The following is a 25,982-nucleotide window of genomic DNA, read 5'->3' on the forward strand; positions in this document are numbered from 1 at the left end:
CTGCCGAATGCCTCATTCCGGTTGAGGACCGCGATGAGGAATCGCGAAAGAACCCTGGCCGGAGGCGCGGCCGGGCTGGTGGGCCTGGCCCTCACCTTCACCGGTCTGGCGGGCGCCTACTGGCCGGTGGTGGTGGCGGGCCTGTACGGCGCGGGCGCCCTGATCGCCCCGCCGGAGCGCCCTGCCGCCCCCGACTTCCCCGACGCGCCGAGCAGTTGGACGGGCCGCGGGGCGACTTCGCGACCCTCAGGGAGTATCTGGCGCGGATCGACCTGCCGCCGGCGAAAAGGCCCGGGGCCCGCACCTGCGTGCGGGCCCCGGGCCTCGGGCTGTACTCCTTGGGCCGTGCTCCTTGGCCGTGCTCAGCCCAGGCGCTTGACCAGCGCGTGGTACTCGTCCCACATCTCCTTCGGCGTGTGCTCACCGAAGGTGTTGAGGTGGTCGGGCACCAGCCCGGCCTCCTCGCGCCAGACCTCCTTGTCGACCGTGAGCAGCAGCTCGAGCGAGGCGTCGTCGAGGTCAAGACCTTCGGTGTCCAGCGCCTCGGGCGTCGGCAGCACCCCGATCGGGCTCTCCACGCCCTCGGCCTTGCCGTCCAGCCGGTCGACGATCCACTTCAGCACCCGGCTGTTCTCGCCGAAGCCCGGCCAGACGAAGTGCCCGTCGGCGTCCTTGCGGAACCAGTTGACGTAGTAGATCTTCGGCAGCTTGGCGGCGTCCGCGTTCTTGCCGACCTTCACCCAATGGGCCATGTAGTCGCCCATGTTGTAGCCGCAGAACGGCAGCATGGCGAACGGGTCGCGGCGCAGCTCGCCGACCTTGCCCTCGGCCGCGGCGGTCTTCTCGCTCGCCACGTTGGCGCCGAGGAAGACGCCGTGCTGCCAGTCGAAGGACTCGGTCACCAGCGGAACGGCGCTGGCCCGGCGGCCGCCGAAGAGGATCGCCGAGATCGGCACGCCCTTGGGGTCCTCCCACTCGGGCGCGATGATCGGGCACTGACCGGCCGGCACGGTGAAGCGGGCGTTGGGGTGGGCCGCGGGCGTCTCGCTCGCCGGGGTCCAGTCGTTGCCCTTCCAGTCGGTCAGATGGGCGGGCGGCTCCTCGGTCATGCCCTCCCACCACACATCGCCGTCGTCGGTGAGCGCGACATTGGTGAAGACCGAGTTCCCCCACAGGGTCTTCATCGCGTTGGCGTTGGTGTGCTCACCGGTGCCGGGCGCGACGCCGAAGAAGCCCGCCTCGGGGTTGATCGCGTACAGCCTGCCGTCCTCGCCGAACCGCATCCAGGCGATGTCGTCGCCGATCGTCTCGACCGTCCAGCCGCGGATGGTCGGCTCCAGCATCGCGAGGTTGGTCTTGCCACAGGCGCTCGGGAACGCCGCGGCCACGTACTTGGACTCGCCGCGCGGCGGGGTGAGCTTGAGGATCAGCATGTGCTCGGCGAGCCAGCCCTCGTCCCGCGCCATCACGGAGGCGATGCGCAGGGCGTAGCACTTCTTGCCGAGCAGGGCGTTGCCGCCGTAGCCGGAGCCGTACGACCAGATCTCCCGCGCCTCCGGGAAGTGCGAGATGTACTTGGTCGAGTTGCACGGCCAGGGCACATCGGCCTGGCCCGGCTCCAGCGGGGCGCCGAGGGTGTGGACGGCCTTGACGAAGAAGCCCTCGTCCCCGAGGACGTCGAGGACCTCCTGTCCCATGCGGGTCATGGTGCGCATGGAGACGGCGACGTAGGCGGAGTCGGTGATCTCGACACCGATCGCGGACAGCGGCGAGCCGAGCGGGCCCATGCAGAAGGGCACGACGTACATGGTCCGGCCGCGCATGGAGCCCCGGAAGACGCCCTGCTCCCCGGCGAAGATCTCGCGCATCTCGTCGGGGTGTTTCCAGTGGTTCGTCGGGCCCGCGTCCGCCTCCTTCTCGGAGCATATGAACGTACGGTCCTCGACGCGCGCCACATCGCTCGGATCGGAGGCGGCGTAGTACGAGTTGGGGCGCTTGATCGAATCAAGGCGTGTGAAGGTGCCCTTTTCGACGAGCTCCGCGCACAGGCGGTCGTACTCCGCCTCCGAGCCGTCGCACCACACCACACGATCGGGCTGGGTGAGGGCGGCGATCTCGCCGACCCAGGAGACGAGCTCCTGGTGGTTCGTGGGGCTCGGGGTGGTCGTGAGGGAGGAAGCCACATTGCTGGGCGCCACGATCGCTCCATCCCGCCGGAACCGCACTCGCTCCGGCGTCTTGATTGAGGGTTTTGGACGAATATGTGCACTCATATTCGTTTATGGAGACAGCTACCCCTTGGGGGCTGCGACCCGGATGCTCAGCTCATCCGGTGCCGACCGCGCTCATTTGATCATCCGACTGTGTGGGCCATCTGTCCAGTGGGCGCTTTGGTGACCATCACCACTCGACATGAACCGGTAACTTACGGTGGCGTAGGTAGCATGAGCGCCATGACTGCCGCCGCGCCCGATGCCGCCGTTGAGAATCCCCCAGGGCCCCCAACGGCCCCGCCGCTCCCCCTGAAGCCGATGCTCCGCGGCTGGCTGCACGCCGGCATGTTTCCCGCGGTCCTGGTCTCCGGGGTGGTGCTGACGGCCCTCGCCGACAGTCCGCGCGGGCGGCTGGCCTGCGCCATCTTCACGCTCACCGCATGTGCGCTGTTCGGCACCAGCGCCCTTTACCACCGCGGCAATTGGGGACCGCGCACCGCCGCGGTGCTGCGGCGGCTGGACCACGCCAATATCTTCCTGATCATCGCGGGCACCTATACGCCCTTCACGATGCTGCTCCTGCCACACGGCAAGAAGCAGTTGCTGCTGTGGCTGGTGTGGGCCGGGGCGCTCGCCGGCATCGCCTTCCGGGTCTTCTGGGTCGGCGCCCCGCGCTGGCTGTACACCCCGTGCTACATCGCGCTGGGCTGGGCGGCCGTCTTCTTCCTGCCCGACTTCCTGCGCACCGGCGGCGCCGCCGTCATGACGCTGATCATCGTCGGCGGGCTGCTCTACAGCGTGGGCGCGGTGATCTACGGCACCAAGCGCCCCAACCCCTCGCCCCGCTGGTTCGGCTTCCACGAGGTGTTCCACAGCTTCACGCTGGCCGCCTTCGTCGTGCACTACGTCGGCATCTCCTTGGTGGCGTATCAGCACGCCTGAGATGCCCAAGGCCACCACCACGTCGCAGCCCTCGCGCCCCTCGCAGCCATCACAGTCGGCTGAGCCTGCTGAGCCGTCGCAGCCGTCTGAGCCGTCACAGCCGGAGCGCAGGCCAGGGCCGGGGCTGCGCGAACGGAAGAAGACCAAGACCCGGCAGGCGATCCGGCGCGCCGCCCTGCGGCTCTTCACGGAGCAGGGCTACGACGCCACTCCGGTGGACCGGATCGCGGCGGCCGCCGACGTCTCGACCAGCACCGTCTTCCGCTACTTCCCGGCCAAGGAGGACATCGTCCTCACCGATGAGTACGACGCGCTCATGGCGGAGGCGATCCGCGAGCGCCCGCGGGACGAATCCCCGGCCGTCTCCCTGCGCCATGCCGTCGTGGGACTGCTGGGGCCCGCGGCGGGTGCGGAGCGCGAGGAACTGCTGGCCCGGCTCGCCCTCGTACGGCAGGTCCCGGCGCTGCGCGCTCGGATGAGCGGCGGCCTGGCCGACAGCGGAACGCTGCTGGGCGAGGCGCTGGCCGAGCGCAGCGGCCGGGCCCCGGACGACTTCGAGGTGCGGGTCGCGGTGGGCGCCGTCCTCGGCGCCCTGCGCGAAGCCGTCTTCCACTGCCTGGACCACCACCGCCCGCCGGCAACCACGGCGAGCACCGCGAAGGCCACCGCCACCCGCGCCGACGCCATGGCGACGGCCATCGACCGGGCCCTGGACCTCCTCTCCCGAGGCATCCCGCTCTGACCGCGCATGACCGCGAAGCGGAGGCGGGTGTGCCCTGCCAGACGCTTCCGCGTGGGCCGCTGGGGCTGACAGCGAGCCGACCCCGGGAGGCCCCGGGAGCCAGCCGGAGGGTGGCCCGGGACGCCAACCAGAGCTGAGCGCTCCGCGGGAAGGGCCACGAGGCGCGGTCGTTCATCCGCGGCTGTGTCGTGGCCGGTCGCGCAGTTCCCCGCGCCCCTTCGGGGCGCACCCGAACCGCACCGGACTTCATCGAGGCCGCTTGGCCCGAGGCTGACCCCGGCGCCGACGGGGACTGGCCCAGGACCCAACCGGGGATGGCCGAGGCCGGCCGGGGATGGCCGAGGCTGGCCGGGGATGGCAAAAGCCGGCCCGACCCCAGCCGCAGGCGGACCCGCGGCTCAGCCAGGGCCCGGCCCGGGGCGGCCGAAGCCGACCCGGGACCTGCTCCGGCTCCCCGTCGGGCCCGCCCTCCGGCTCAGCCCCCCAGCTTCGCCGTCAGGGCCTCGACGTCGGCCGTGGGTGCGTCGCAGGTGAAGCCGCGACAGACGTACGCCGCCGGGCGCCCCTCCAGCAGGGGGCGGTCCCGCAGCAGCGGGACCTCCCCGGAGCCGGGCTCGCCGACCGCGACGACCGCCCCGGGAGCGGTGGCCAGGAGCGCGGCGCGGTGCAGGGCGCGGGTCGCCGGGTCGTCGCCGGGGCCGACCACGGCCACCTCGCGCGGACCGTCGAGCCGGGCCTCGGCCACCGCCAGGCCCCAGCCGATGAAGCGGGGCACCCGGGGGCCGAGGGCCCGCACCACCGCGAGGGCGCGCTCGGCGGCCTCGCGGTGGCGGGAGCTGCCGGTGATGGCGGCGTAGGACAGCAGGGCCCCGGCGGCGGCCGTCCAGCCGGACGGCGCCGCGTTGTCCGTCGGGTCCTGGGGGCGGCGGATGAGCGCCTCGGCGTCATCGGCGGTGTCGAACAGCGTGCCGTCCTCGGCGGTGAACCGGGTCAGCACGGTGTCCAGGAGCAGCCCGGCGAAGTCCACCCACGCCCCCTCGCCGGTCACGGCGGACAGGGCGAGGAAGCCCTCGGCCACATCCGCGTAGTCCTCGAGCACGCCCGCGTGGGTGCCGGCGGTGCCGTCGAGCGAGGTGCGGGCCAGCCGCCCGCGCTGGTCCATGTGGAGGCGCATCAGCAGGTCGGCGGCCTCGGTCGCGGCGTCCACCAGGTCGGGGCGGTCGAAATAGGCACCGGTCTCGGCGAGAGCCGCGACGGCCAGCCCGTTCCACGCGGCCACGATCTTGTCGTCGCGGCCGGGGCGGGCCCGCCGCTCCCGGGCGGCCAGCAGCCGCTCCCGTACGGAGGTGACCCGGCCCGCGTCCGCCGGCCGCTCCCCGTCGGGCAGCTGCAGCACGGAGGCTCCCTGCTCGAAGGTGCCCTCCTGGGTCACGCCGAAATACCCGGCGGCGAACTCCGCGTCGGCCTCCCCCAGCACCTCGCGCAGTTGCGCGGGCGTCCACACGTAGTACGCGCCCTCGACATGCCTGCCGGTGCCGTCGTCACTGTCGGCGTCCAGCGCGGAGGCGAAGCCGCCCTGCGCGGTGCGCAGCTCGCGGACCATGAAGTCCGCCGTCTCCAGGGCGACACGGCGCGCGAGGTCCGAGCCGGTGGCGCGCCACAGATGGGCGTAGACCCGGCACAGCAGCGCGTTGTCATACAGCATCTTCTCGAAGTGCGGCACGGTCCAGCCGGCATCGACGGAATAGCGGGCGAAACCGCCGCCGAGCTGGTCATAGATACCGCCGCGGGCCATCGCCTCGCAGGTGGCCGACACCATCTGCAGCGCGCCCTCGGAGCCGGTGCGGGCGTGGTGGCGGAGCAGGAACTCCAGCGCCATGGACGGCGGGAACTTCGGCGCACCGCCGAAGCCGCCGCGCGTGGCGTCGAATTCTCGGGTCAGCCCCATGAGCGCGGCGTGCAGATCCTCCTCGCCGGGCGGTGCGGGCGCATCCGCGCCCAGGGCGATCCCGGTGCGCTGGGCCAGGTCCTCCACGATCCGCCCGGCGACATCGACCACCTCCTCGCGGCGGTCCGCCCAGGCGGCGCTCACCCCCTCCAGCACCTGCCGGAAGGACGGCATGCCGGGCCGGGGCCGGGGCGGGAAGTAGGTGCCGAAGTAGAACGGCTGGGCCTCGGGGGTCAGAAAGACCGTCATGGGCCAGCCGCCCTGACCGGTCGCGGCCTGCACCGCCTCCATGTACACCGCGTCGACGTCCGGCCGCTCCTCGCGGTCGACCTTCACGGAGACGAAGTGGGCGTTGAGGTACTCGGCGGTCTCCTTGTCCTCGAACGACTCATGGGCCATGACGTGGCACCAGTGGCAGCTCGAATAGCCGACGCTCAGCAGCACGGGCACCCCGCGGCGACGCGCATCCTCGAACGCCTCGTCCGACCACGGCCACCATTCGACCGGGTTCTCGGCGTGCTGCAGCAGATAGGGGGACGTTTCGTGCGCCAGACGGTTCGGCATGGGTCCATCCTCCCCCACCCGGCGAGGCAGACCGAAGTTATCCACAGCACGTGACCAACAGGCCGCCGTATGCACGGTGGACCGGAGCGGACCCGTCCGGTCCGCCCCGCGTGGGGATGCGGACGGCGGCAAGTCTATGAGCGCGTCCGGGGGGCCGGGAGTGCGGAGTGGTCGCATACGGCCCGGCGGCGCCACGATGGTTATGTGGGGTTTTGATCCCCGTGTGCGGCGTTCGCGCTGGTGCGGAGCCGGGCGTCAGGACTGCACGGATCAGTCCTTACAACGGCCGCTCGAGAAGGATGGAAAGCCATGAGCACGGAGAAGGGAACGCGCGGCTCCGCAGGGGTCGCCGTGCTGCGTGACCCGATCCGCAATCGCGGGACCGCGTTCACGGAGGAGGAGCGCACGCGGTTCGGGCTGACCGGTCTGGTGCCACCGGGGGTGCTGTCGGAAGAGCAGCAGGCGGTGCGCGCGTACGAGCAGTTCATGGCACAGCCGACTCCGCTGGCCCAGAACACGTTCCTGGAATCGCTACGGGACCGCAACGAGACGCTGTACTACAAACTGCTCGTCGATCACCTGCCCGAGATGCTGCCGATCGTGTACGACCCGGTCGTCGGGCAGGCCATCGAGCAGTACAGCCATGAGTACCAGCGGCCACGCGGCGTGTACCTGTCGGTGGACGACCCCGACTCCGTGGAGGCCGCGTTCGCGAACCTGGGGCTCGGCGCCGACGACGTCGACCTGCTGGTGGCCACCGACGCCGAGGAGATCCTCGGCATCGGCGACTGGGGCAGCAACGGCATGGGAATCTCGCAGGGCAAGCTCGCCGTCTACACGGCGGCCGCGGGCATCGACCCGGCCCGGGTCATCCCGGTCATGCTCGACGTCGGCACCAACAACGAGGCCCTGCTCAACGACCCCATGTACGTCGGGCTGCGGCACTCCCGCGACCGCGCCGAGGCGTACGACCGGCTCATCGACGCCTACGTCACGGCCGCCTCGCGGCGCTTCCCGAAGGCGCTGCTGCACTTCGAGGACTTCGGCCCGTCCAACGCCCGCCGGATCCTGCTGGAGTACGCGGACAAGGCCTGCGTCTTCAACGACGACATGCAGGGCACCGGCGCGATCACCCTGGCCGCCGTCCTGGCCGGCGTACGGGCGGCCGGCACACCGCTGGCCGAGCAGCGGGTGGTCGTCTTCGGCGCCGGCACCGCCGGAGTGGGCATCGCCGACCAGATCCGCGACGCGATGGTCCGCGCCGGCGCCCGGCAGGAGACGGCGTCCCAGCAGATCTGGCTGGTCGACCGGCAGGGCCTGCTGCTGGACGACATGAGCGACCTGCGCGACTTCCAGACCCCGTTCGCGCGGTCGGCGGGCGAGGCCACAAGCTACGAACGGGACGGCGAAGGCCGGATCTCCCTCGCCACCACGGTGGCCGAGGTGCACCCGACCATCTTGATCGGCACCTCGACGGCTGGTGACACCTTCACCGAGCCGATCATCCGAACCATGGCCGCGCATGTCGACCGGCCCCTGATCTTCCCGCTCTCGAACCCGACCGAGAAGATCGAGGCCCACCCGGCCGACCTCATCCACTGGACCGAGGGGCGGGCGCTGATCGGCACCGGCACCCCGTGGGATCCGGTGTCGTACCAGGGCGTCGACTACAAGATCGGGCAGGCCAACAACGCCCTGGTCTACCCCGGCCTCGGCCTGGGCACCGTGGTCTCCCGCGCGAAGCACGTCACCCCCGGCATGATCCGCGCCGCCGCCGAGGCGGTCGCCGGCCTGGTCGACACCACCGTCCCCGGAGCCTCGCTGCTCCCCGGGGTGGCCGACCTCCGCGCCTCCTCCGCCACCGTCGCGGTCGCCGTCGTACGCCAGGCACTCGAGGAGGGCGTCGCCCGGGCCAGGATCGATGACGTCGTACAGGCCGTGCAGCAGGCGATGTGGCAGCCCGAATACCCCGCCTCCTCCGAGGCAGGCCGTGGGACGACGACCGCCGCGGACAGAGCCACGACCGCCGGCACCCGCGTCGAGAGCGATTCGATGGGCCAGATCGAGGTGCCCGCCGATCACTACTGGGGCGCGCAGACCCAGCGTTCCCTGATCCACTTCTCCATCGGTGACGACCACATGCCCAAGGCCGTCTACCACGCCTACGGCTATGTCAAGAAGGCCGCCGCGATGGTCAACCGGCGCGCGGGCCGCCTGGACGAGCGGCGCGCCGACGCGATCATCCGGGCCGCCGACGAGGTCATCGCCGGTGACCTGGACGCGGAGTTCCCGCTGTACGTGTGGCAGACCGGCTCGGGCACCCAGTCGAACATGAACGTCAACGAGGTGATCGGCAACCGGGCCGGCGAGCTGCTCGGCGGCACCCTCGGCTCCAAGGCCCCCGTGCATCCCAACGACCATGTCAACATGGGCCAGTCGTCCAACGACACCTTCCCCACCGCGATGCACATCGCCACCGTGCTGGAGGTCACCGGGCATCTGCTGCCCCGGGTCGACCGGCTCACCCAGGCGATCCGCACCAAGGCCGACGCCTGGGTGGACGTCGTCAAGATCGGCCGCACCCATCTGCAGGACGCCACCCCGCTCACCGTCGGCCAGGAGTGGTCCGGCTGGGCCGCACAGCTGGACGACGCACGCACCAGGCTGGCCGACAGCCTCCATGCCGTCAGCCGGCTCGCCGCCGGCGGCACCGCCGTGGGCACGGGGCTGAACGCTCCCGAAGGGTTCGACGAGGAGATCGCCGCGCAGCTCGCCGAGCTCGTCGGCCATCCCTTCGTCACCGCGCCCAACAAGTTCGCGGCCCAGGGCTCGCTGGACGCGATGGTCGCGGTCAGTGCCGGGCTGCGCGGTCTGGCCGTCGCGCTGATGAAGATCGCCAACGATATGCGCTGGCTGGCCTCCGGACCCCGCGCCGGGCTGCATGAACTCAAGCTGCCGGCCAACGAGCCCGGTTCCTCGATCATGCCCGGGAAGGTCAACCCGACCCAGCAGGAGGCCATGGTCATGGTCTGCCTGCAGGTCCTCGGGGAGGACGCGCTCATCGCCTCCGCCGGGGCACAGGGCAACTTCGAGCTCAACGCCATGCGCCCGATCGTCATCAACAACGTGCTGCACTCGGCCCGGATCCTCGGCGACGCCTGCGAGAAGCTGCGCCGCTACAGCGTCGAGGGCACCGAACTCGACCGACCCACGATCGACGAGTACGTGGACCGGTCCCTCATGCTCGTGACCGCGCTCAGCCCCACCATCGGCTACGACAAGGCATCCGCGATCGCGCACAAGGCCGACGACGAGGGCACCACCCTGCGCGAGGCCGCCCTCGCCTCGGGCGTCTCCGCCGCCGACTTCGACCGCCTCGCCGACCCCACCACCATGGTCGGGCGGCCCCGGAGCGACCTGGGGCTCGACCGATCCGACGACGACCGCACCTGACCCGCCAGCACCCTGACCCCTCTCCTACTGGGCGTCGAGGCTCATGAAGAGGCTGTTCAGGCCCTCCGCCAGCAGCGGGTGCGTGAAAATGGCATTCGCCATGGCGGTGTACGGGAGCCCGCCCAGCATGGCGACCTGGATGATCGTCATGATCTCGCCGCCTTCCACACCGAGCACGGCGGCGCCGAGGATCCGCTGGGTGTCCGCATCGATGACGGCTTTCATGAAGCCGCGCGTCTCCCCCGTTTCGAGGGCCCGGATGACGGCGTTCATCGGCAGCTTCGCGACCCGGACCGAGCGGTTCTGCTCCGCGGCCTGTCGCTCGGTCATGCCGACGCGGCCGAGCTGCGGGTCGATGAAGACGGCGTACGGGACGACCCTGTCCCGCGTGCTCGCCTTTCCCTGGCCGAGCAGATTGGTGCGCAGGATCCGGTAGTCGTCGAAGGAGAGGTGGGTGAAGGCCGGGCCGCCTTTGACATCCCCCATGGCGTAGACGCCGGGGACGGAGGTTTCCAGGTACTCGTCGACCTCGATGAAGCCGTTGTCGCTCAGCCGGATGCCCGCCGCCACCGGCGTGAGCGCCTCCGTGTTGGGGACGCGGCCGATGGCCGACAGCAGGTGGGAGCCCTCGAGCTGGCGCTCACCGTCCGGCGTGCGCACGGTCAGCCGCACCCGGCCGCCGCCCGCCTCCTCGACCCGTTCCGGCGTCACCGACGTCAGGACCGTGATCCCGTCGTCGCGCAGGAGCGTGGCGACCTCGTCGGCCACGTCCTCGTCCTCGCGCATCAACAGACGAGGGCCGGTCTGGACGATCGTGACCTCGCTGCCGAACCTGCGGAACATCTGTCCGAACTCCAGCCCGATGTAACCGCCACCGAGGATGATCAGGTGCTCGGGGAGCTCGCCCAGCTCCATGATCGATGTCGAGTCCAGGACAGGGACGCTCTGCGCGCCGCTGATGGTCAGCTGCCTGGGCCGGGTGCCCGTGTCGATGACGATCACCGACGCGCCGATCTCCCGCGTCCCGCCGTCCGGCAGGGCGATCTCGACCGTCTTGGGCCCGGTGAAACGGGCCTCGCCCTCGACCAGGTCGAGCCCGGCCTGCGGCAGGCGGCTCGCGTAGTTCTCCCGCGCGCCCGCGACCATCGCCCGCTTGCGCTCCCGCACGGCGGCGAGGTCGACCGACACCGGGCCGGTCCGCACGCCGTACTCCGCGCCGCGCCGCGCCTGGTGGGCGACGCGTGCGCTGGCGACCATGGTCTTGGTCGGGGTGCATCCGGAGTTCACGCAGACGCCGCCCAGGTGGCCGCGCTCCACGAGCGCCACCTTCCTGCCCGCCTTCGCGAGATCGATGGGCAGGAACCGGCCGCCCTGGCTGGTCCCGATCACCATCACGTCATAGCTCTCGTCTGCCACACGACGATCGTAACCATGTGCGGTTGATTGCGCACCGAGAGTGTCCGGCGAGCGGGGGTGGGCGTCTCCGGCGGACGCGTCGCGGGCACTCGTCGGCGCTGACGCCACCGCGGTCACACCGTGCGCGCTCCGGCCCGCGGCGGGCTGAAGCCCGGGCGTCACCGCCCGGCGGGGCGGGCGGAGTTGTCCACAGGGGAGTTATCCACAGGGCTGCCGGAAAAGAGCCAGAAACGGAAGACTGAGGGCACTGCTGCAGGAGGGGGATCACATGCCGGGGTCACTGGCGGTGCTGCGGGACAGCCACCGGACAGAAGTTGAGCGGCTGCTGTCGCGGGCCGTGGAGGAGGAGGTGCGCCGCTCGGGCGGGCGCACCGATGGCGAGGTGCTGCTCAGCCGGGCGCGGGGCGCGCTGGACGAGATGGCCGCGACCGCCGCGGAGGAGTACGGGGAATACGTGCGCGCGTTGGACGCATCCGACGCGGGCAGCAGTCCGCTCTCGGCGCGGCTGTCTCGCGGTCAGCTCGGCACCCCGGCGCTGGCCGCGACGGTCGCCGCGGCGGCGGCCTTCGGCGCGGATCTCACCTATGGCACCTCGGCGGGCACGGCGCTGGGTGCGGGGGTGACGGCCGCCGTGGCCGGTTCGGCCGCGGCCGTCGTGAAGCTCACCGCGCGCCATTGGCCCGCCGCCCACCGCCAGGCCGCGCTGCGCAACCAGCCCGGCGGGCCCGAGCAGTTGCGGCTGCAGTGGCTCACGGCGGTCGAGGTGCGCGGCATCCGGCCGTTCATCGACCAGCACCGGATGACCTCGGCCGCCACCCGCCAGGGCGGCGGTTCGGCCAGGCGCTCGGCCTCCGCCACCGGTCAGGCGCCGAGGCTGCGCGGGGCGGACCGCAGCCAGGCGGCCCGCAGGCGCACCGTGCTGGAGCAGTCCTTCGCCCATCTCCCCGAGGCGGAGGGCCCGTTCGCCGGGCGCCGGGCGCAGCTCACCCAGATCTCGCAGTGGGTGCAGCAGGCCCGCGCGTCCACCGAGACCCAGCCCACGGTGGTGCTGTTGGAGGGCCCGCCGGGCTCCGGCCGGACCATGCTGGCCGTGCGGGCGGCCCACCATCTGCGCGATCAGTTCCGCGGTGCCTGCCTGGTCGATCTGCGCGGCGACAGCCCCGAGCAGGCCCCGCTGCCCACCCGCGACGCGCTGCTGCATCTGCTGAACCGGCTCGGCGCACCCCGCGACCAGCTGCTCTTCCGGGAGCGGTCCTCGCAGGACCAGCACATCAGACGGCTCACCGAGCTGTATCACCAGTATCTGACCGGGCTGCCGGTCACCATCGTGCTCGACGACGCCCGCGACGCCGAGCAGGTGCGCACGCTGATCCCGGAGCGCTCCGACAGCCTGGTCCTGATCACCTCGCGCACTCCGCTGGATCTGCCGGCCGATCTCGCCGCCCGGGTGCACCGGATGGAGGTGGGCCCGCTGGACGAGCCGGGCGCCGAGGAGCTGCTGCGGACCTCCGCCGAGGAGCCCACCGGTGCGGGCCCGTACGACGGGCAGTCCGTGGAGCGGATCGCCGAGCTGTGCGGGCGGCTGCCGCTGGCGCTGCGGATCGCGGGCTCCTCGCTCGGCCCCCGCACCCCCGCCGCCCTGGTCACCGAGCTGGAGGCGTACGGCCCGGTGGGCGCGATCGAGCGCGCCCTGTGGCTGCGCTACACCGACCAGCAGGACGGCGCCCGGCGGCTGCTGCGCCGGCTGGCGCTGGCCGGGCGGGCCAGCCTGGGCGGCGCGGCGGCCGCGGCCCTGCTGGACACCGATGAGCAGGAGGCCGGCCGCCATCTGGAGGCGCTCGGCCGGGCCGGGCTGATCCAGCATGTGCGCGGCAGCCGCTACCGCCTCCATGATCTGGTGCGCTCCTTCGCCCATGGCCGGCTGCTCGACGAGGAGCGGCCGGAGCAGCGCACCGCCGCGCAGGAGCGGCTGATCCGCAGCTATGCCGAGCTCGCCGACTCGGTGATCCGGCTGGTCGACGGCAAGACCTCCACCCGCGCCGATATGTTCGGCAAGGGCGCGGCGGGCGGCCACGGCTTCACCTCGCTGGACGCGGCGCTGCGCTGGCTGGACGACGAATCGAGCTTCATCACCGCGGCCCTGCGCCATGCGGAGGGCGTGGACCAGTCCGCGGTGCTGCACCTGCTGGGCGCCCTGTGCGACTACTGCCTGCTGCGCGGCGATCTCTACCGGCTGGGCGAGATCAGCGAGCTCACCCAGGCGGTGGACCAGGGGCTGCTGATGCGGTCCGTGCAGTGGCGCACCGGTATCGCGGCCCGTCAGCTCGGCGAGCTGGACCAGGCGCGCACCACGCTGTCCTCGGTGGTGGACCTGTATTTCGAGGCGCAGCACCAGGCGGGCGCGGCCCGTGCCCTGTGCAGCCTCGGCATCACCCTGCATCACCAGGGCAATCTCGGGGAGGCCGCGGCCAAGCTGCGCGAGGCGCTGGAGCTCCAGCAGGCCGAGGAGCTGCGCGGTGACCGGGGCTGGACGATGCACGCCCTGGCGGCGGTGGAGCGCGACCGCGGCGGGCTGGCCGAGGCGCTGGAGCTGCTGGACGCGGCCCTGGAGCTGCACCAGGAGAACGAGAGCCTGCACGGCCAGGCGTGGGCCCATTTCCAGCTCGGCCAGGCATGTCTGCGGATGGGCGATGTGCCGCGCGCCGAGGCCGAGCTGCGGGGCGCGCTGGACGCCTACAGCCGCACCCATGACCAGCGCGGTGAGGCATGGGCGCTCACCCAGCTCGCCCGGGCCCGGCTGGTGGCCGGAGAGGCGTCGGCGGCCGTCGACCAGCTGCGCCAGGCCCTCTCCCGCCACCGGGAGAACGAGGACGCGCGCGGTGAGGCCTGGACGCTGTACTACCTGGGCCAGGCCCTGGAGGAGCGCGGCGACCACGATTCGGCGCTGCGCGAGCTGGAGCGGGCCCGTCTGATGTTCAACCGGATGCGGGATGTGTACGGGCTGGCGTGCTCCCGGCATCACTCGGCGCGGGTCACCCGTGATCTGCGGGCGGCGCAGACCGGCTCGCTGCGCAACAGCGGCTTCGCCCGGCAGCTGCTCCAGGACGCGCGGCATGACTTCCGGCGGGTGGGCGTGGCCCATGGCGAGGCATGGTCCTGCGTCGAGCTGGCGGTGATCGACGCGGGAAACGGCAAGGCGGCGCAGGCGCTGGAGCTGGTGGACGAGGCGGCCGCGCTGTTCGCGGGGTATGGGGACCGGCGCGGCCGCTCCTGGGCCCGGTTCCTGCGCTGCACCCTGCTGCCGTTCGCCTCCGCGGGCGGCTCGGTCATCGGCACGGCGGTGGCCCAGGAGGAGCTGGCGGAGCTGGCCCGGGAGATGCGCGAGGAGGGCACGGCGGGCGATTCCCGGCTGGAGGGGTGCGCGGAGGCGTTCGCGCTGGTGCTGGAGCGCGGCGTCGAGCCGGAAACGGGGTGGCAGGCATGGCAGCTCGGCATGGTGCCGAGCCGCCACTCGCGCGAGGTCATGGCCGTGCTGCCGGAGCCTCGCGGCTAGGCCGGACCGGGCCTGGTCACCAAGAGCGCGGAGAGGGGCCGGGGCACGCGAGATCCCGTCGACCGGGGCACGCGGGATCCCGTCGACCGGGGCACGCGAGATCCCGTCGGCCGGGCCGTGAGGCCCCGCTCACGCGCGGCACGCGGTCGGGCCCGGCCAGTGGTTCAGGCCGTGCGCTCCTCGCCCTTGGTGGCTTCGGCGGAGGCCGTCGCCGGAGCCTTGCCGGGCTCCGGCCCCTCCTCGAAGTCCACCCGCTTCATGTGCTTGTTCATGGACTTCATCAGGAACCACACCGCCGCGCCGATCACGGCGAAGACGATGAAACCGAGGACGCCCGGGGTCACCTTGTTCTCGTCCAGGTCCTTGGCGAGCGGGACGAGATGCGTCATGGCGAGGGTGCTGGTGGCGCTCATCATGGCCTCAATTGTTGCGGATGCCCGCGAAGAGGTCGTCCTCGGGGAGGGAGGTGTCCACAAGAGACTTCGCGAGCTCGTACTCCTCGGTGGGCCAGACCTCCCGCTGGACGTCCATGGGCACCCGGAACCAGCCGCCATCGGGATCGATCTGCGTACGGTGCGCGATCAGCGCCTTGTCGCGGATCTCGAAGAAGTCGGCGCAGGGCACATAGGTGGTCAGGGTGCGCTCGGGCCGGTTGAAGGTCTTCCAGCGCTCCAGCCACTCCTCGTACGGCGAGTCCAGCCCGCGGGCCAGCAGCGCCTCGTGCAGGGCGACGGTGCGCGCCCGGTTGAAGCCCTGGTTGTAGTAGAGCTTCTGCGGCTGCCAGGGCTCCCCCGCCTCCGGGTACTTCTCGGGGTCACCCGCCGCCTCGAAGGCCACCATCGTGATCTTGTGGGTCATGATGTGGTCGGGGTGGGGATAGCCGCCGTTCTCGTCATAGGTGGTGATCACGTGCGGCTTGAACGAGCGGATCAACCTCACCAGGGGCTCCGCCGCGGCCTCGACGTCCTGCAGCGCGAAGCAGCCCTCGGGCAGCGGCGGCAGCGGATCGCCCTCGGGCAGTCCGGAGTCCACGAAGCCCAGCCACTCCTGCTTGACGCCGAGGATCTCGCGCGCCTCGTCCATCTCCTTGGCGCGGACCTCGTGGATGTTCGCCTCGATGTAGGGGTCGCCCTGGAGCTTGGGATTGAGGATGGAGCCGCGCTCTCCGCCTGTGCAGGTCGCGACCAGCACGTCCACCCCCTCAGACACGTACTTGGCCATGGTGGCCGCGCCCTTGCTCGACTCGTCATCGGGGTGCGCATGCACGGCCATCAAACGCAGCTGCTCAGTCAAGTTCGATCCTCAGTGATTCGTCGTGGGAGACGGCTTCTATAGTGACCTAAACCAGGGACAAATAATTCCGATGTCTCTCCCAGCAGGAGGAACGCCCATGGCCGCCGTGCGCGAGGGTCTTCCCGACGGGCGTTACGGCCGGTCCGCTGACGCACGTGCCGACCGCACGTTGAAGATCGTCGGCGCGGTGCTCGGTGCCGGGCTGCTGGCCCTGATCGCGTGGTTCGGCTACGACTACATCGCCGGTCAGGACGTCAGCGGGCGGTTGACCGGTTTCAAGGTGGTCGCCGACGACGCCGTCGACGTCCGGCTGGAGATCACCAAGGACAAGGACGCCACCGGTGTCTGCACCGTGCGTACCCTGGATGAGTACCACGACGAGGTGGGCCGGAAGGACTTCACCTTCGACCAGCGCGAGGACGACCTGGTCAAGGTGGTGACCGTGCGCACCACGGCCCGGGCGACCACCGCCGAGCTGATCGGCTGCGAGCCGGGACGATAACCGAACCGGACGTGTCGGCGGCTGCCCCGATCTGACCAGCACTGACGGCTTTCCTGCGCATTGCGCCCAGTTCCCTCCTCCCCGTTTCTTGCCGGAATTGTTAGGCTCGTGGTTTCGCCCCGCTTTGAAGGCGCACCCTTCTGAGTAGGGCGTTCATTTGTATTCCCAGCACCGACGAGGAGCACCTGTGACCCAGACCAGCGAGAACGTCACCTGGCTGACCCAGGAGGCGTACGACCAGCTCAAGGCAGAGCTGGAGTACCTGTCGGGTCCCGCACGTGTCGAGATCGCGAAGAAGATCGAGGCTGCCCGGGAGGAAGGTGACCTCCGGGAGAACGGGGGCTACCACGCAGCCAAGGAGGAGCAGGGCAAGCAGGAGCTCCGAGTGCGTCAGCTCACGCAGCTCCTCCAGCAGGCGAAGGTCGGCGAGGCCCCCGCGGACACCGGCGTGGTCGCCCCCGGCATGGTGGTCACCATCGCGTTCGACGGCGATCCGGACGACACCCTGACCTTCCTGCTCGCCTCCCGTGAGTACGCGAGCGCGGACATCGAGACCTACTCGCCGCAGTCCCCGCTGGGCTCGGGTGTGAACGGCAAGAAGGTCGGCCAGGACGCGGAATACGAGCTGCCCAATGGCCGCACCGCCTCAGTGCGGATCCTGGAGGCCAAGCCGTACCAGGGCTGAGCGCCCGGTGTGGAGCCCCGGCCGGACGGCCGGGGCTCCTCCACGATCGCCACACCCCCGGCGGAGCTCCGCAACGATCTCCGGCGCCCTCCAGCGGGCCCCGGCCGGGCCGCTCAGGCGGTCGCCGAGCGGTATTTGCGCACCGCCAGCGTCCGGAAGAGCACGATGATCAGCAGCGACCAGAGGACCGACGCCAGCGCCGGATGCTGCATCGGCCAGGCATCCGAGACCACGCCCTCCGGATTGCCGAACAGCTGCCGGGACGCCTGCACCGTCGCGCTGAAGGGGTTCCAGTCGGCGATATGGCCCAGCACGGCGGGCATCTTGCTGGACGGCACGAAGGCGTTCGAGATGAACGTCAGCGGGAAGAGCCAGATCAGCCCGCCCGAGGTGGCCGCCTCCGGCGTCCGTACCGACAGGCCGATCAGCGCGCCGATCCACGAGAAGGCGTAGCCGAGCAGAAGCAGCAGGGCGAACGCGCCCAGCGCCTTCAGCACGCCGTCATGGATCCGCCAGCCCACGATGACCGCGACGATCGCCAGCACCACCAGCGTCAGCGCCGTCTGCACGAGATCGGCGAGCGTACGGCCGGTGAGCACCGCGCCACGCGCCATCGGCAGTGAGCGGAAGCGGTCGATCAGCCCCTTGTGCATATCGTCGGCGATCCCCGCCCCCGCGCCCGCCGTGGCGAACGTCACGGTCTGCGCGAAGATCCCCGCCATCAGGAACTCGCGATACACCGTGGCATCCGCGCTGGCCTGCCCCGGAACCATGATCGCGCCACCGAAGACATAGCTGAACAGCACCACGAACATGATCGGCTGCACCAGGCCGAAGATCACCATCTCCGGGATGCGCATCATCCGCAGCAGATTGCGCTTGGCGACCACCAGCGAGTCCCGGACGGAACGCAGCGGTCCGCCGCGCGGCCGGGGGGCCGCCGCGACGGTGGCACCGGTCTCCTCGACGACGGCCATCACTCGACTCCCTTGCTCTCGGCCTCGCCGCCGCCCTGGAGCCCGTCCTCGGTCCCATGGCCGGTGAGGGAGATGAACACGTCGTCCAGGGTCGGGCGGCGCAGCCCGATGTCGTCGATCTCCACACCGCGGGTGTCCAGCTCCCGGATGACCTCGGCGAGCAGCTTGGCGCCGCCCACGACCGGGACGGTGACCTGACGGGTGTGCTGCTGCACGGTCGTCTCGCCCTTGCCCAGGACCCGCAGGACCTCCTCGGCGACCGCGATGTGCTCGCGCTCATGCACCACGACCTCCACCCGCTCCCCGCCCGTATGGGCCTTGAGCTGGTCGGAGGTGCCGCGGGCGATGACCCGGCCGCGGTCGATCACGCAGATGTCATGCGCCAGATGGTCCGCCTCCTCCAGATACTGCGTGGTCAGCAGCAGCGTCGTGCCACCGGCCACCAGCTCCTGGATGACCTCCCACAGCGCCTGCCGGTTGCGCGGGTCCAGACCGGTGGTCGGCTCGTCCATGAACATCACGGGCGGGCTGACCACCAGGGCCGCGGCGAGGTCCAGCCTCCGGCGCATCCCGCCGGAGTACGTCTTGGCGGTACGGTCGGCCGCCTCGGCGAGGCTGAACCGCTCCAGCAGCTCACTCGCGCGGGACTTGGCCGCCCGCGCTCCCATCTGGTAGAGCTGGCCGACCATCTGGAGGTTCTCGCGGCCGGTCAAATACTCGTCCACGGCGGCGAATTGGCCGGACAGCCCGATGGAGCGGCGGACCTCGTCGGGGTTCTTCAGCACGTCCACCCCCGCGACCACCGCCGTTCCGCTGTCCGGGCGCAGCAGCGTGGTGAGCACGCGCACCGCGGTGGTCTTGCCGGCGCCATTGGGGCCGAGCAGTCCGAGCACGGTTCCTTCCGGTACGTCGAGATCGACGCCGTCCAGAGCCCTTACGTCGCCGAAGGTCTTCACCAGACCCTCGGCGTGAATAGCGCCTGGCATGTTGGCACTCCCGGGGTTGGGGCCGTTCCACACTCAATCAAGGCATAAGTCCGCCCATATGGGCAGCGCTCGGCAGCAACTGGACGGCAATGGTACCGGGAACGCGATACATCGCGACATACGCGAGGCAAAGAACGTAGGACAGGACAGCGCGGCCGACGGCATGGCTGTCCGTAGGCGGCGGTCGACAAGGCTTTCCGGGGGCGTGCGGGGTCTCAAGATGCGTGTCCGCATCTCACGGTAGGTGCCAGTCGATGGCAGCACGGCCCGGTGGTGGTGGACGTCAAGCCGTGTCGGCGCCTGTCCGCGCCGGCGGTGGCTTTCGCCTTCGCGCACCTCGTGCCGGGTGCGGGCACCGTGCCTGTCACCCCATGGTGTCCGGTTCTCCCTCGTGGGCCGCGGCGGCGAGGCCGGCGAGGTGCCGACGGATTCGTACGGCGTCCTGAAGGGGCGGAAGGCCGTACGCCTGACGGTATTCGCGGTTGAACTGGGAGGTGCTGACGTAGCCGACGGCGGTCGCCGCCTCGGTTGCTGTCTTTCCCTCGGCGAGGATGCGACGGCGCGCGTCCTGCAGGCGTACGCCCTTTTGGAATCGGCGCGGACTTGTGCCCATGACGGCCCGGAACTGGCGATGCAGGGTGGTGGCGCTCATCCGGGCCTCACGCGCGATGTCCTCGACGCGCAGCGGTTCGGCCGCGTGTTCGGTGATCCACCGGGCCACCTGGCGCATCCGGCCGGTGGCCGAGTCCTCCAGCACGCACGCACGCAGCTGCGCGCCCAGGGGGCTCTCCAGAAGCCTGTACAGAAGCTCGGCCTCCCGGTGTTCCGCCAGCGCGGGAATGTCCTCGGGTGTGTCGAGCAGGCCGGCCCAGCGTGCCAGTGCGTCGAGTACGGCGGGGTCGGCCCGCACGCTTCCCAGGGCCTCGGGCTCGTAAGGGCCTCGCGCGGGCCTCGCATCGGCCGCCACGTCCGCGAGCAGGCGCGCGTCCAGGTGGAGCACCGCTGAGCGATACGGAACCTCTTCGAACACGGCGACGACCGGCATCGTCACCGGATTCAGGTACATCTCGCCCGCTCGTGCCACCCGGCTGCGGGCGCCGACCACGGTGCGTTTGGCGCCGCGGGCCACCAGACAGACCATCGGCGTGTAGGTGAGATCGGTGGGCGGGACCGGCGTGTCCAGCGCGACGACGCGCAGCCGGGGCACCGCGCTGGGGGTTCGCGGCTGGGTGCGGTGGCGGCTGATCAGCTCGGCGAGATCGGCTGACAATGCACCCTCCGGTGGGAGTTTCAGGCAAGAATACGCCAGCGCGTGCCCATGCTTTCCTGAGGCGTGATGCCTAGCGTTGACGGCATGAACAGCGAGAAAACAGCACTTCCTCAGCGGCACCTCGGATCCCAGGGCCTGCAGGTCGGAGCCGTCGGGCTGGGCACGATGGGAATGACCGTGGCGTACGGGGACTCGGACAGCGCCCGGTCCGAGGCCACCATCCGCCGCGCGTACGAGCTGGGCGTGACCCTCTTCGACACGGCAGAGATGTACGGACTGGGCGAGGGCAGCAGCGAGAAGCTGCTGGGCCGGGCGGTGGAACCGTTCCGGGACGAGGTCGTACTGGCGACGAAGTTCGGCTTCGACATGAGCGATCCGTCAGACATCGGCACCCGTCTGGACAGCCGGCCGCGGCGTATCCGGGAGGTCGCCGAGAACAGCCTGCGCTACCTGCGCACCGATCACATCGACCTCCTGTACCAGCACCGCGTCGACCCCGACGTGCCCATCGAGGACGTCGCGGGAACCGTCGGTGAGCTGATCGCCGAAGGCAAGGTGCGCTGGTTCGGCCTGAGCGAGGCGGGGCCGGACATCATCCGCCGCGCGCACGCGGTCACGCCCGTCTCGGTGCTCCAGACGGAGTACTCCGTCTTCGAGCGTTCCGTCGAGGCGCAGATCCTCCCGGTGATCCGCGAACTCGGCATCGGATTCGTGCCGTACTCGCCCCTGGGCCGCGGGTTCCTCACCGGCGACGTAAAGCCGGCCACGGCGTACCCGGCCAACGACATGCGCAGCCGGGATGACCGCTGGCAGCCCGGCAACTACGAGCGCAACCTGGCCGCCATCCAATCCCTCACGGCACTGGCGCAGAAACGGGGCGTCACGGTCACCCAACTCGCCCTGGCGTGGCTGCTGGCTCAGGGAGACGACATCGTGCCCATCCCGGGCACGCGTGATCCGGACCGGCTGGCCCAGAACGTCGCCGCTGCCCGGATCGACCTCACCGCGGACGAGCTCGCCCGCATCCAACAGATTGTGCCGCACGGCGCCGCCGGCTCGCGCTACCCGCAGGAGCGCATGCCCAGCTGGTCCGCTCGGTGACGTAAAGGGCGTTCGGTCAGACGACGCGCGAGACCTCGGCCCAGTTCGGGCGGGCGATCTCGGCGGCGTCGTCGATGGCGCCGACAACGGCGGCCGGCAGCGGGCCCTCGGCCACCACGGCGAGGTTCTGGGTCAAGTGCGCCGGTGAGGAAGCCCCGAGGATGATCCCGTCTCCCGCCTCGCCGCGCAGTTGCGAATGGTGCACCAGCCAGCGCAGTGCCGCGGAGATCGGCGACACTCCGGCCTGCCCGCAGGCTTCACGCATCGCGTCGAGTGCGGCCAGGTAAGCCGGGTTCAGGTAGCGCGAACGGTAGAACTGCCCCTGGGGCAGGTTCGGGTCCCACCGGGAGCCCGGTGCGGCTTCCCTGGCGGCGAAGGTCGGGGCGAAGGCGCCGCCCGCGAGCGGGTTGTAGGCGTGGAACCGCATGCCGAGCTCGGCCAGGTCCGGGAACAGCTCGTCCTCGGCGCGGCGCGAAACCGCGTTGTACAACCCCTGATAGACCGTCGGCTGGACCCATCCGTTCGTCGAGCAGACGTCGAGGACCGTCCGCACATCCGCCGCACTGACATTGCTGAGGCCGAACTCGCGGAAGAGCCCCTCACGGTGAAGCTCGTCCACGGCTCGCAGGGTGTCCTCCAGCGGTATGCGCGAGTCACGGTAGGCGAGGTACAGAAGGGCGACGGAGTCGGTCCCCAGCCGTTCCAGCGTCGTGCGGGCACTCCGCTTCAGGACATCCGGATCATGCCCGTGCGGGGTCACTACCGGCTCGAACCTCGTCGCCACCGAGAAGTCCTTCGGAACGCCCAGATCGCCCAGCATCTGTTCGCACGATCCGTTCCCGTAGCCGTGGGCCGTATCGACGTTGCGGTAACCCGCGGCGGCGAAGGCATCGAACATCGCCCTGGCTGTCTCGGGGTCGTGGACACGACTTCCGTACCCCTCGTAACCCAGCGTCATCGTGCCGAAAATGATGTTGGAGACGCTGCCCATTTCAGAGATCCTCCCTGTTCAGTCCGCTCCGGCGGCCGGTCGTCTGCCGACCTGTTTCCACCGTCACACCGCGTGGCAGGCGGTGCCAGGGCGAGTGCTGGCTATGCAGACCAGTACCAGGCACGTGACTGCGGTCCGGCGCAATACTGGGATCATGGAGCAGCACGTCAATCCCTCCAGCGGCCCTGCCGGCAGCAACGAACTGGGCGACTTCCTGCGCGCCCGCCGCGCCGCCCTCGGTCCGCACCAGGTGGGCCTGCCGGACGACGGCCGTCTGCGCCGGGTGCCAGGGCTGCGCAGGGACGAGCTGGCCCAGCTCGCGCACGTGAGCACCGAATACATCGTGCGTCTGGAGCAGGGCCGCACCCGCCGGGTGTCCCGCCCGGTCCTCGACGCGCTCGCGGACGCGCTGGACCTCGCCACCGACGAGCGCGCCTACCTGTTCGCCCTCGCCGACGCCACACCACCCGCCCCCGCACGGCGACAGCCGGCGCAGCAGCGGGTGGACCCCCAGCTGCAGCAGCTGATCCACGGCATGCCCGACATCCCCGCGATGATCCTCAACCGCCGCCTGGACGTGCTGGCCTGGAACACGGCCGCAGCCGCCCTGCTGGCCGACTTCGCCGCGATACCGCCGGGCGAGCGCAACCTGATCCGGATGACGTTCCTCGACACCGCCTACCGATCGCTGTTCGCGGACCGGACAGGCGTCGCACGAAGGTGCGTGGCGGTGCTGCGCAGGGAAGCGGGCCTCCATCCCGACGACCCGGCCCTGACCGCGCTCGTGGGCGAACTGAGCATGCGGGACCCCGACTTCCGTACCTGGTGGGCAAGCCACCAGGTCCGCGGCCCCCACCGGCTCACCAAGACCTACCACCACCCGGTGGCGGGCACCCTGACCCTCGACGTCCAGCAGCTCTCCGTGGACACCCAGCCGGACCAGTTCCTCGCGACCTACACCGCACGGCCCGACACCCCCTCAAACGAAGCACTGCGCTTCCTCCTCCAGTGGTCCGCTCGGATCTCCGACGAGAAGGGCCGAGCCCCGGACCGGGACGACGACCACGCCCGGGGCCCGCGGGGAAACCCCTCTCACGGACCGATCGGGTAGCACCGACCGGCCACATCGTCAGGCCATCACCGTGTAGCCGGCCCCGCGCAGCGCCTCCCGGACCTCCTCGCAGTGGTCCGTCCCCTTCGTCTCCAGGTGCAGCTCCACCTCGGCCTCGCTCAGCCCGAGCCGCGGATTGGTGCGTACATGGCTGACGTCGAGCACATTGGCGTCCAGCGTCGACAGCACCCCCAGCAGCGTGGCCAGCGCCCCCGGACGGTCGGTGAGCCGCAGCCGCAGCGACAGATAGCGCCCCGCCGCAGCCATGCCGTGCCGCAGGATGCGCTGCATCAGCAGCGGATCGACGTTGCCGCCCGACAGCACCGCGACCACCGGACCCTCGAAGGACTCCGGCGCCGACAGCAGCGCGGCCACCGGGCTCGCGCCCGCCGGCTCCACCACCAGCTTCGCCCGCTCCAGGCAGAGCAGCAGCGCGCTGGACAGCTCGTCCTCGGTGACCGTACGGACCTCGTCGACGAGATCGTCGATGATCTGGAACGGCACATCGCCCGGCCGCCCCACCTTGATGCCGTCCGCCATCGTCACGGGCGCCTCGATCGAGACCGGCCGCCCGGCCGCCAGCGACGGCGGATACGCCGCGGCGCCCTCCGCCTGCACCCCCACCACCCGCACATCCGGCCGCAGGGCCTTCACCGCCACCGCGATCCCGGCCGCCAGCCCGCCCCCGCCGATGCCCACCACCACGGTGCGCACCTCGGGGCACTGCTCCAGGATCTCCAGCCCCACCGTGCCCTGCCCCGCGATGATGTCCGGGTGGTCGAAGGGGTGGATGAAGACCGCGCCCGTGCGCTCGGCGTACTCCTGCGCCGCCCGCATCGTCTCGTCCACGATCTGGCCGCGCAGCCGCACCTCGGCGCCGTAGTCCCGGGTGGCCGCGATCTTCGGCAGCGGGGCGCCCTCGGGCATGAAGACCGTCGAGCGCACCCCCAGCAGGGAGGCCGCGAGGGCGACGCCCTGCGCATGGTTCCCGGCGCTCGCCGCGACCACCCCGGCCGCCCGCTCCTCCGGGCTGAGCCCGGAGATCCGCACATAGCCGCCGCGCAGCTTGAACGACCCGGTGCGCTGCAGGTTCTCGCACTTGAGGTGGACCGGCGAGCCGACCAGACCGGACAGATAGCGGCTGCCCTCCAGCGCGGTGAGCCGGGAGATCCCCGACAGCGTCTTCTGCGCCCCGCGGATGTCGTCGAGAGTGATCGCCTTGGTCGTCTCGGGTTCCTCGGAGCCGGAAGCGGAAGCAGAGCCCCCGGAGGCGGAACCCTCGGAGCCGGACCCCTCGGAGCCAGAAGCGGAGGCGGACCCCACGGAACCGGAAGCGGGGCCGGAAGCGAGGCCAGACCCCGCGGAACCGGTGGAGGCGGAAGCAGAAGCGGAGGGGGCGGGGTGCGAGGCCGGGCCGGACCCGGAGCCGGGCCCGTCCTCGTCGCCGTGTCGTGCAGCCATGGTCCCCAGTCTGGCAGCTCACCCCCGGCGGACCCCCGCGGCCCGAGCCGGTGCCGGTCGGGTGCCGGGCGGATGCCGGGCTGATGCCGGGCCGGTGTCGGTCGGGTACGGGCCAACGCCCACCGGCGGGCCGCGGCGACGGAGAACGGCACAGAACGGCAGGTTGTGGCTCGGAGGTCGTCAGGTTTCTGCAGCCCCCGTACGGGCAGGGCCCCGGCCGCGTACTCTGTGCCACATCCCACAGACCACCGCATGAAGTGAGCCCTAGGCCATGCCCACCCAATCGGACATGACGACTCAACTCGACACCGGCGTACTGGACACGCTCCAGCATCAGGTCGCCGTCTTCGCCCGCCGTGCGGAACAGACCCGGCTCGGCGGCGTCGGCCAGGCCCGCAACTCCATGGACCGAGCCGCGTATCTGCTGCTCAACCGGCTCGACCAGGAAGGCCCGATGGGGGTCAAGGCGCTCGCGGGGAGCATGGGCATCGACTCGTCCACCGTCACCCGCCAGGTCGCCCCACTGGTCGACTCCGGCATGGTCAAGCGCACCTCGCACCCCGAGGACGGCCGTGCGGTCGTGCTGCAGCTCTCCCCGCGCGGCAAGGCCCGCCTGGAGGAAGTGCGCTCCTCACGGCGCGACCTGATGGCCCGCGTGACCGACGACTGGACGGCGGAGGAGCGCGATCTCTTCTGCGATCTGCTGACCCGGTTCAACGTCGCCCTCTCCGCCGCCCACAGCACGGTGCCCCAGGCGACGCCCGCCACCTGACC

The 25,982-nt window shown here is 71.1% G+C and carries 19 protein-coding genes and 1 pseudogene; 10 read left to right on the forward strand and 10 right to left on the reverse strand.

Going from position 1 to position 25,982, the window contains the following annotated elements:
* Window positions 1-33: 33 nt before the first annotated feature.
* Window positions 34-284, forward strand: a pseudogene (locus J8403_RS43670) (hypothetical protein); the annotation flags it as partial.
* Window positions 285-362: 78 nt separating this feature from the next.
* Here the strand turns inward: J8403_RS43670 and J8403_RS16900 are convergent.
* Window positions 363-2,198, reverse strand: a complete 1,836-nt coding sequence (locus J8403_RS16900; RefSeq protein WP_211123915.1) for a phosphoenolpyruvate carboxykinase (GTP) — start codon at window positions 2,196-2,198, stop codon at window positions 363-365.
* A 246-nt stretch (window positions 2,199-2,444) separates the two neighbouring features.
* On the opposite strand from J8403_RS16900, the gene trhA reads away from it, so the two are divergent.
* Window positions 2,445-3,155 carry a PAQR family membrane homeostasis protein TrhA gene (trhA, locus tag J8403_RS16905; RefSeq protein ID WP_211123916.1) on the forward strand — a complete coding sequence of 237 codons (711 nt, stop codon included), beginning with the start codon at window positions 2,445-2,447 and terminating at the stop codon, window positions 3,153-3,155.
* A gap of 1 nt (window position 3,156) precedes the next feature.
* Window positions 3,157-3,897, forward strand: coding sequence for a TetR/AcrR family transcriptional regulator (locus J8403_RS16910; protein WP_211123917.1), 741 nt, complete (start codon window positions 3,157-3,159; stop codon window positions 3,895-3,897).
* Between the two features lie 475 nt (window positions 3,898-4,372).
* On the opposite strand, the gene J8403_RS16915 is transcribed toward J8403_RS16910, so the two are convergent.
* Entirely contained in the window at window positions 4,373-6,409 is a 2,037-nt protein-coding gene (locus tag J8403_RS16915; RefSeq protein ID WP_211123918.1) for a thioredoxin domain-containing protein, read from the reverse strand.
* Window positions 6,410-6,718: 309 nt separating this feature from the next.
* On the opposite strand from J8403_RS16915, the gene fumC reads away from it, so the two are divergent.
* Window positions 6,719-9,862, forward strand: coding sequence for a class II fumarate hydratase (fumC, locus tag J8403_RS44590; protein WP_343245301.1), 3,144 nt, complete (start codon window positions 6,719-6,721; stop codon window positions 9,860-9,862).
* A 24-nt stretch (window positions 9,863-9,886) separates the two neighbouring features.
* Here the strand turns inward: fumC and J8403_RS16925 are convergent, their stop codons facing one another.
* Window positions 9,887-11,278 (reverse strand): mercuric reductase, encoded by a 1,392-nt coding sequence (locus J8403_RS16925; protein WP_211123919.1) that lies wholly within the window; start codon window positions 11,276-11,278, stop codon window positions 9,887-9,889.
* 268 nt (window positions 11,279-11,546) lie between these two features.
* Here J8403_RS16925 and J8403_RS16930 point away from each other — a divergent pair, with 268 nt between their 5' ends.
* Window positions 11,547-14,831: a tetratricopeptide repeat protein gene (locus J8403_RS16930; protein ID WP_211123920.1), complete on the forward strand. Its 3,285-nt coding sequence runs from the start codon at window positions 11,547-11,549 to the stop codon at window positions 14,829-14,831.
* Between the two features lie 164 nt (window positions 14,832-14,995).
* Here the strand turns inward: J8403_RS16930 and J8403_RS16935 are convergent, their stop codons facing one another.
* Together J8403_RS16935 and mca are read right to left on the reverse strand one after the other, a co-directional pair.
* On the reverse strand, window positions 14,996-15,244 hold the full coding sequence (locus tag J8403_RS16935; protein ID WP_059147898.1) for a hypothetical protein: 249 nt from the start codon (window positions 15,242-15,244) through the stop codon (window positions 14,996-14,998).
* A gap of 7 nt (window positions 15,245-15,251) precedes the next feature.
* Window positions 15,252-16,124 carry a mycothiol conjugate amidase Mca gene (gene mca / locus J8403_RS16940; RefSeq protein WP_211123921.1) on the reverse strand — a complete coding sequence of 291 codons (873 nt, stop codon included), beginning with the start codon at window positions 16,122-16,124 and terminating at the stop codon, window positions 15,252-15,254.
* A 97-nt stretch (window positions 16,125-16,221) separates the two neighbouring features.
* Between mca and J8403_RS16945 the strand changes: the two genes are divergently transcribed.
* Entirely contained in the window at window positions 16,222-16,626 is a 405-nt protein-coding gene (locus tag J8403_RS16945) for a DUF4307 domain-containing protein (RefSeq protein ID WP_211123922.1), read from the forward strand.
* Window positions 16,627-16,813: 187 nt separating this feature from the next.
* Window positions 16,814-17,311, forward strand: coding sequence for a transcription elongation factor GreA (gene greA, locus J8403_RS16950; protein ID WP_211123923.1), 498 nt, complete (start codon window positions 16,814-16,816; stop codon window positions 17,309-17,311).
* Window positions 17,312-17,424: 113 nt separating this feature from the next.
* On the opposite strand, the gene J8403_RS16955 is transcribed toward greA, so the two are convergent.
* From J8403_RS16955 to J8403_RS16965, 3 genes are all read right to left on the reverse strand, one after another.
* Window positions 17,425-18,288, reverse strand: coding sequence for an ABC transporter permease (locus J8403_RS16955; protein ID WP_211123924.1), 864 nt, complete (start codon window positions 18,286-18,288; stop codon window positions 17,425-17,427).
* Window positions 18,288-19,274, reverse strand: coding sequence for an ATP-binding cassette domain-containing protein (locus tag J8403_RS16960; protein ID WP_211123925.1), 987 nt, complete (start codon window positions 19,272-19,274; stop codon window positions 18,288-18,290). The genes J8403_RS16955 and J8403_RS16960 overlap by 1 nt, the downstream gene beginning before the upstream one ends.
* A gap of 364 nt (window positions 19,275-19,638) precedes the next feature.
* On the reverse strand, window positions 19,639-20,544 hold the full coding sequence (locus tag J8403_RS16965; RefSeq protein WP_211123926.1) for an AraC family transcriptional regulator: 906 nt from the start codon (window positions 20,542-20,544) through the stop codon (window positions 19,639-19,641).
* An 84-nt stretch (window positions 20,545-20,628) separates the two neighbouring features.
* Between J8403_RS16965 and J8403_RS16970 the strand changes: the two genes are divergently transcribed.
* Window positions 20,629-21,645, forward strand: a complete 1,017-nt coding sequence (locus J8403_RS16970; RefSeq protein WP_246585869.1) for an aldo/keto reductase — start codon at window positions 20,629-20,631, stop codon at window positions 21,643-21,645.
* Between the two features lie 16 nt (window positions 21,646-21,661).
* Here J8403_RS16970 and J8403_RS16975 read toward each other — a convergent pair whose 3' ends face one another.
* On the reverse strand, window positions 21,662-22,636 hold the full coding sequence (locus J8403_RS16975) for an aldo/keto reductase family protein (protein ID WP_211123928.1): 975 nt from the start codon (window positions 22,634-22,636) through the stop codon (window positions 21,662-21,664).
* A gap of 154 nt (window positions 22,637-22,790) precedes the next feature.
* Between J8403_RS16975 and J8403_RS16980 the strand changes: the two genes are divergently transcribed.
* Window positions 22,791-23,747: a helix-turn-helix transcriptional regulator gene (locus J8403_RS16980; RefSeq protein ID WP_211123929.1), complete on the forward strand. Its 957-nt coding sequence runs from the start codon at window positions 22,791-22,793 to the stop codon at window positions 23,745-23,747.
* A gap of 18 nt (window positions 23,748-23,765) precedes the next feature.
* Here J8403_RS16980 and ilvA read toward each other — a convergent pair whose 3' ends face one another.
* A complete protein-coding gene (gene ilvA, locus J8403_RS16985) occupies window positions 23,766-25,208 on the reverse strand; it encodes a threonine ammonia-lyase (RefSeq protein ID WP_246585870.1) in 1,443 nt (480 codons plus the stop codon).
* Between the two features lie 271 nt (window positions 25,209-25,479).
* On the opposite strand from ilvA, the gene J8403_RS16990 reads away from it, so the two are divergent.
* Window positions 25,480-25,980 (forward strand): MarR family winged helix-turn-helix transcriptional regulator, encoded by a 501-nt coding sequence (locus tag J8403_RS16990; protein WP_203348515.1) that lies wholly within the window; start codon window positions 25,480-25,482, stop codon window positions 25,978-25,980.
* Window positions 25,981-25,982 lie beyond the last annotated feature (2 nt).

Origin of the sequence: Streptomyces yatensis, assembly GCF_018069625.1 — a bacterium.
Classification (GTDB): domain Bacteria; phylum Actinomycetota; class Actinomycetes; order Streptomycetales; family Streptomycetaceae; genus Streptomyces; species Streptomyces yatensis.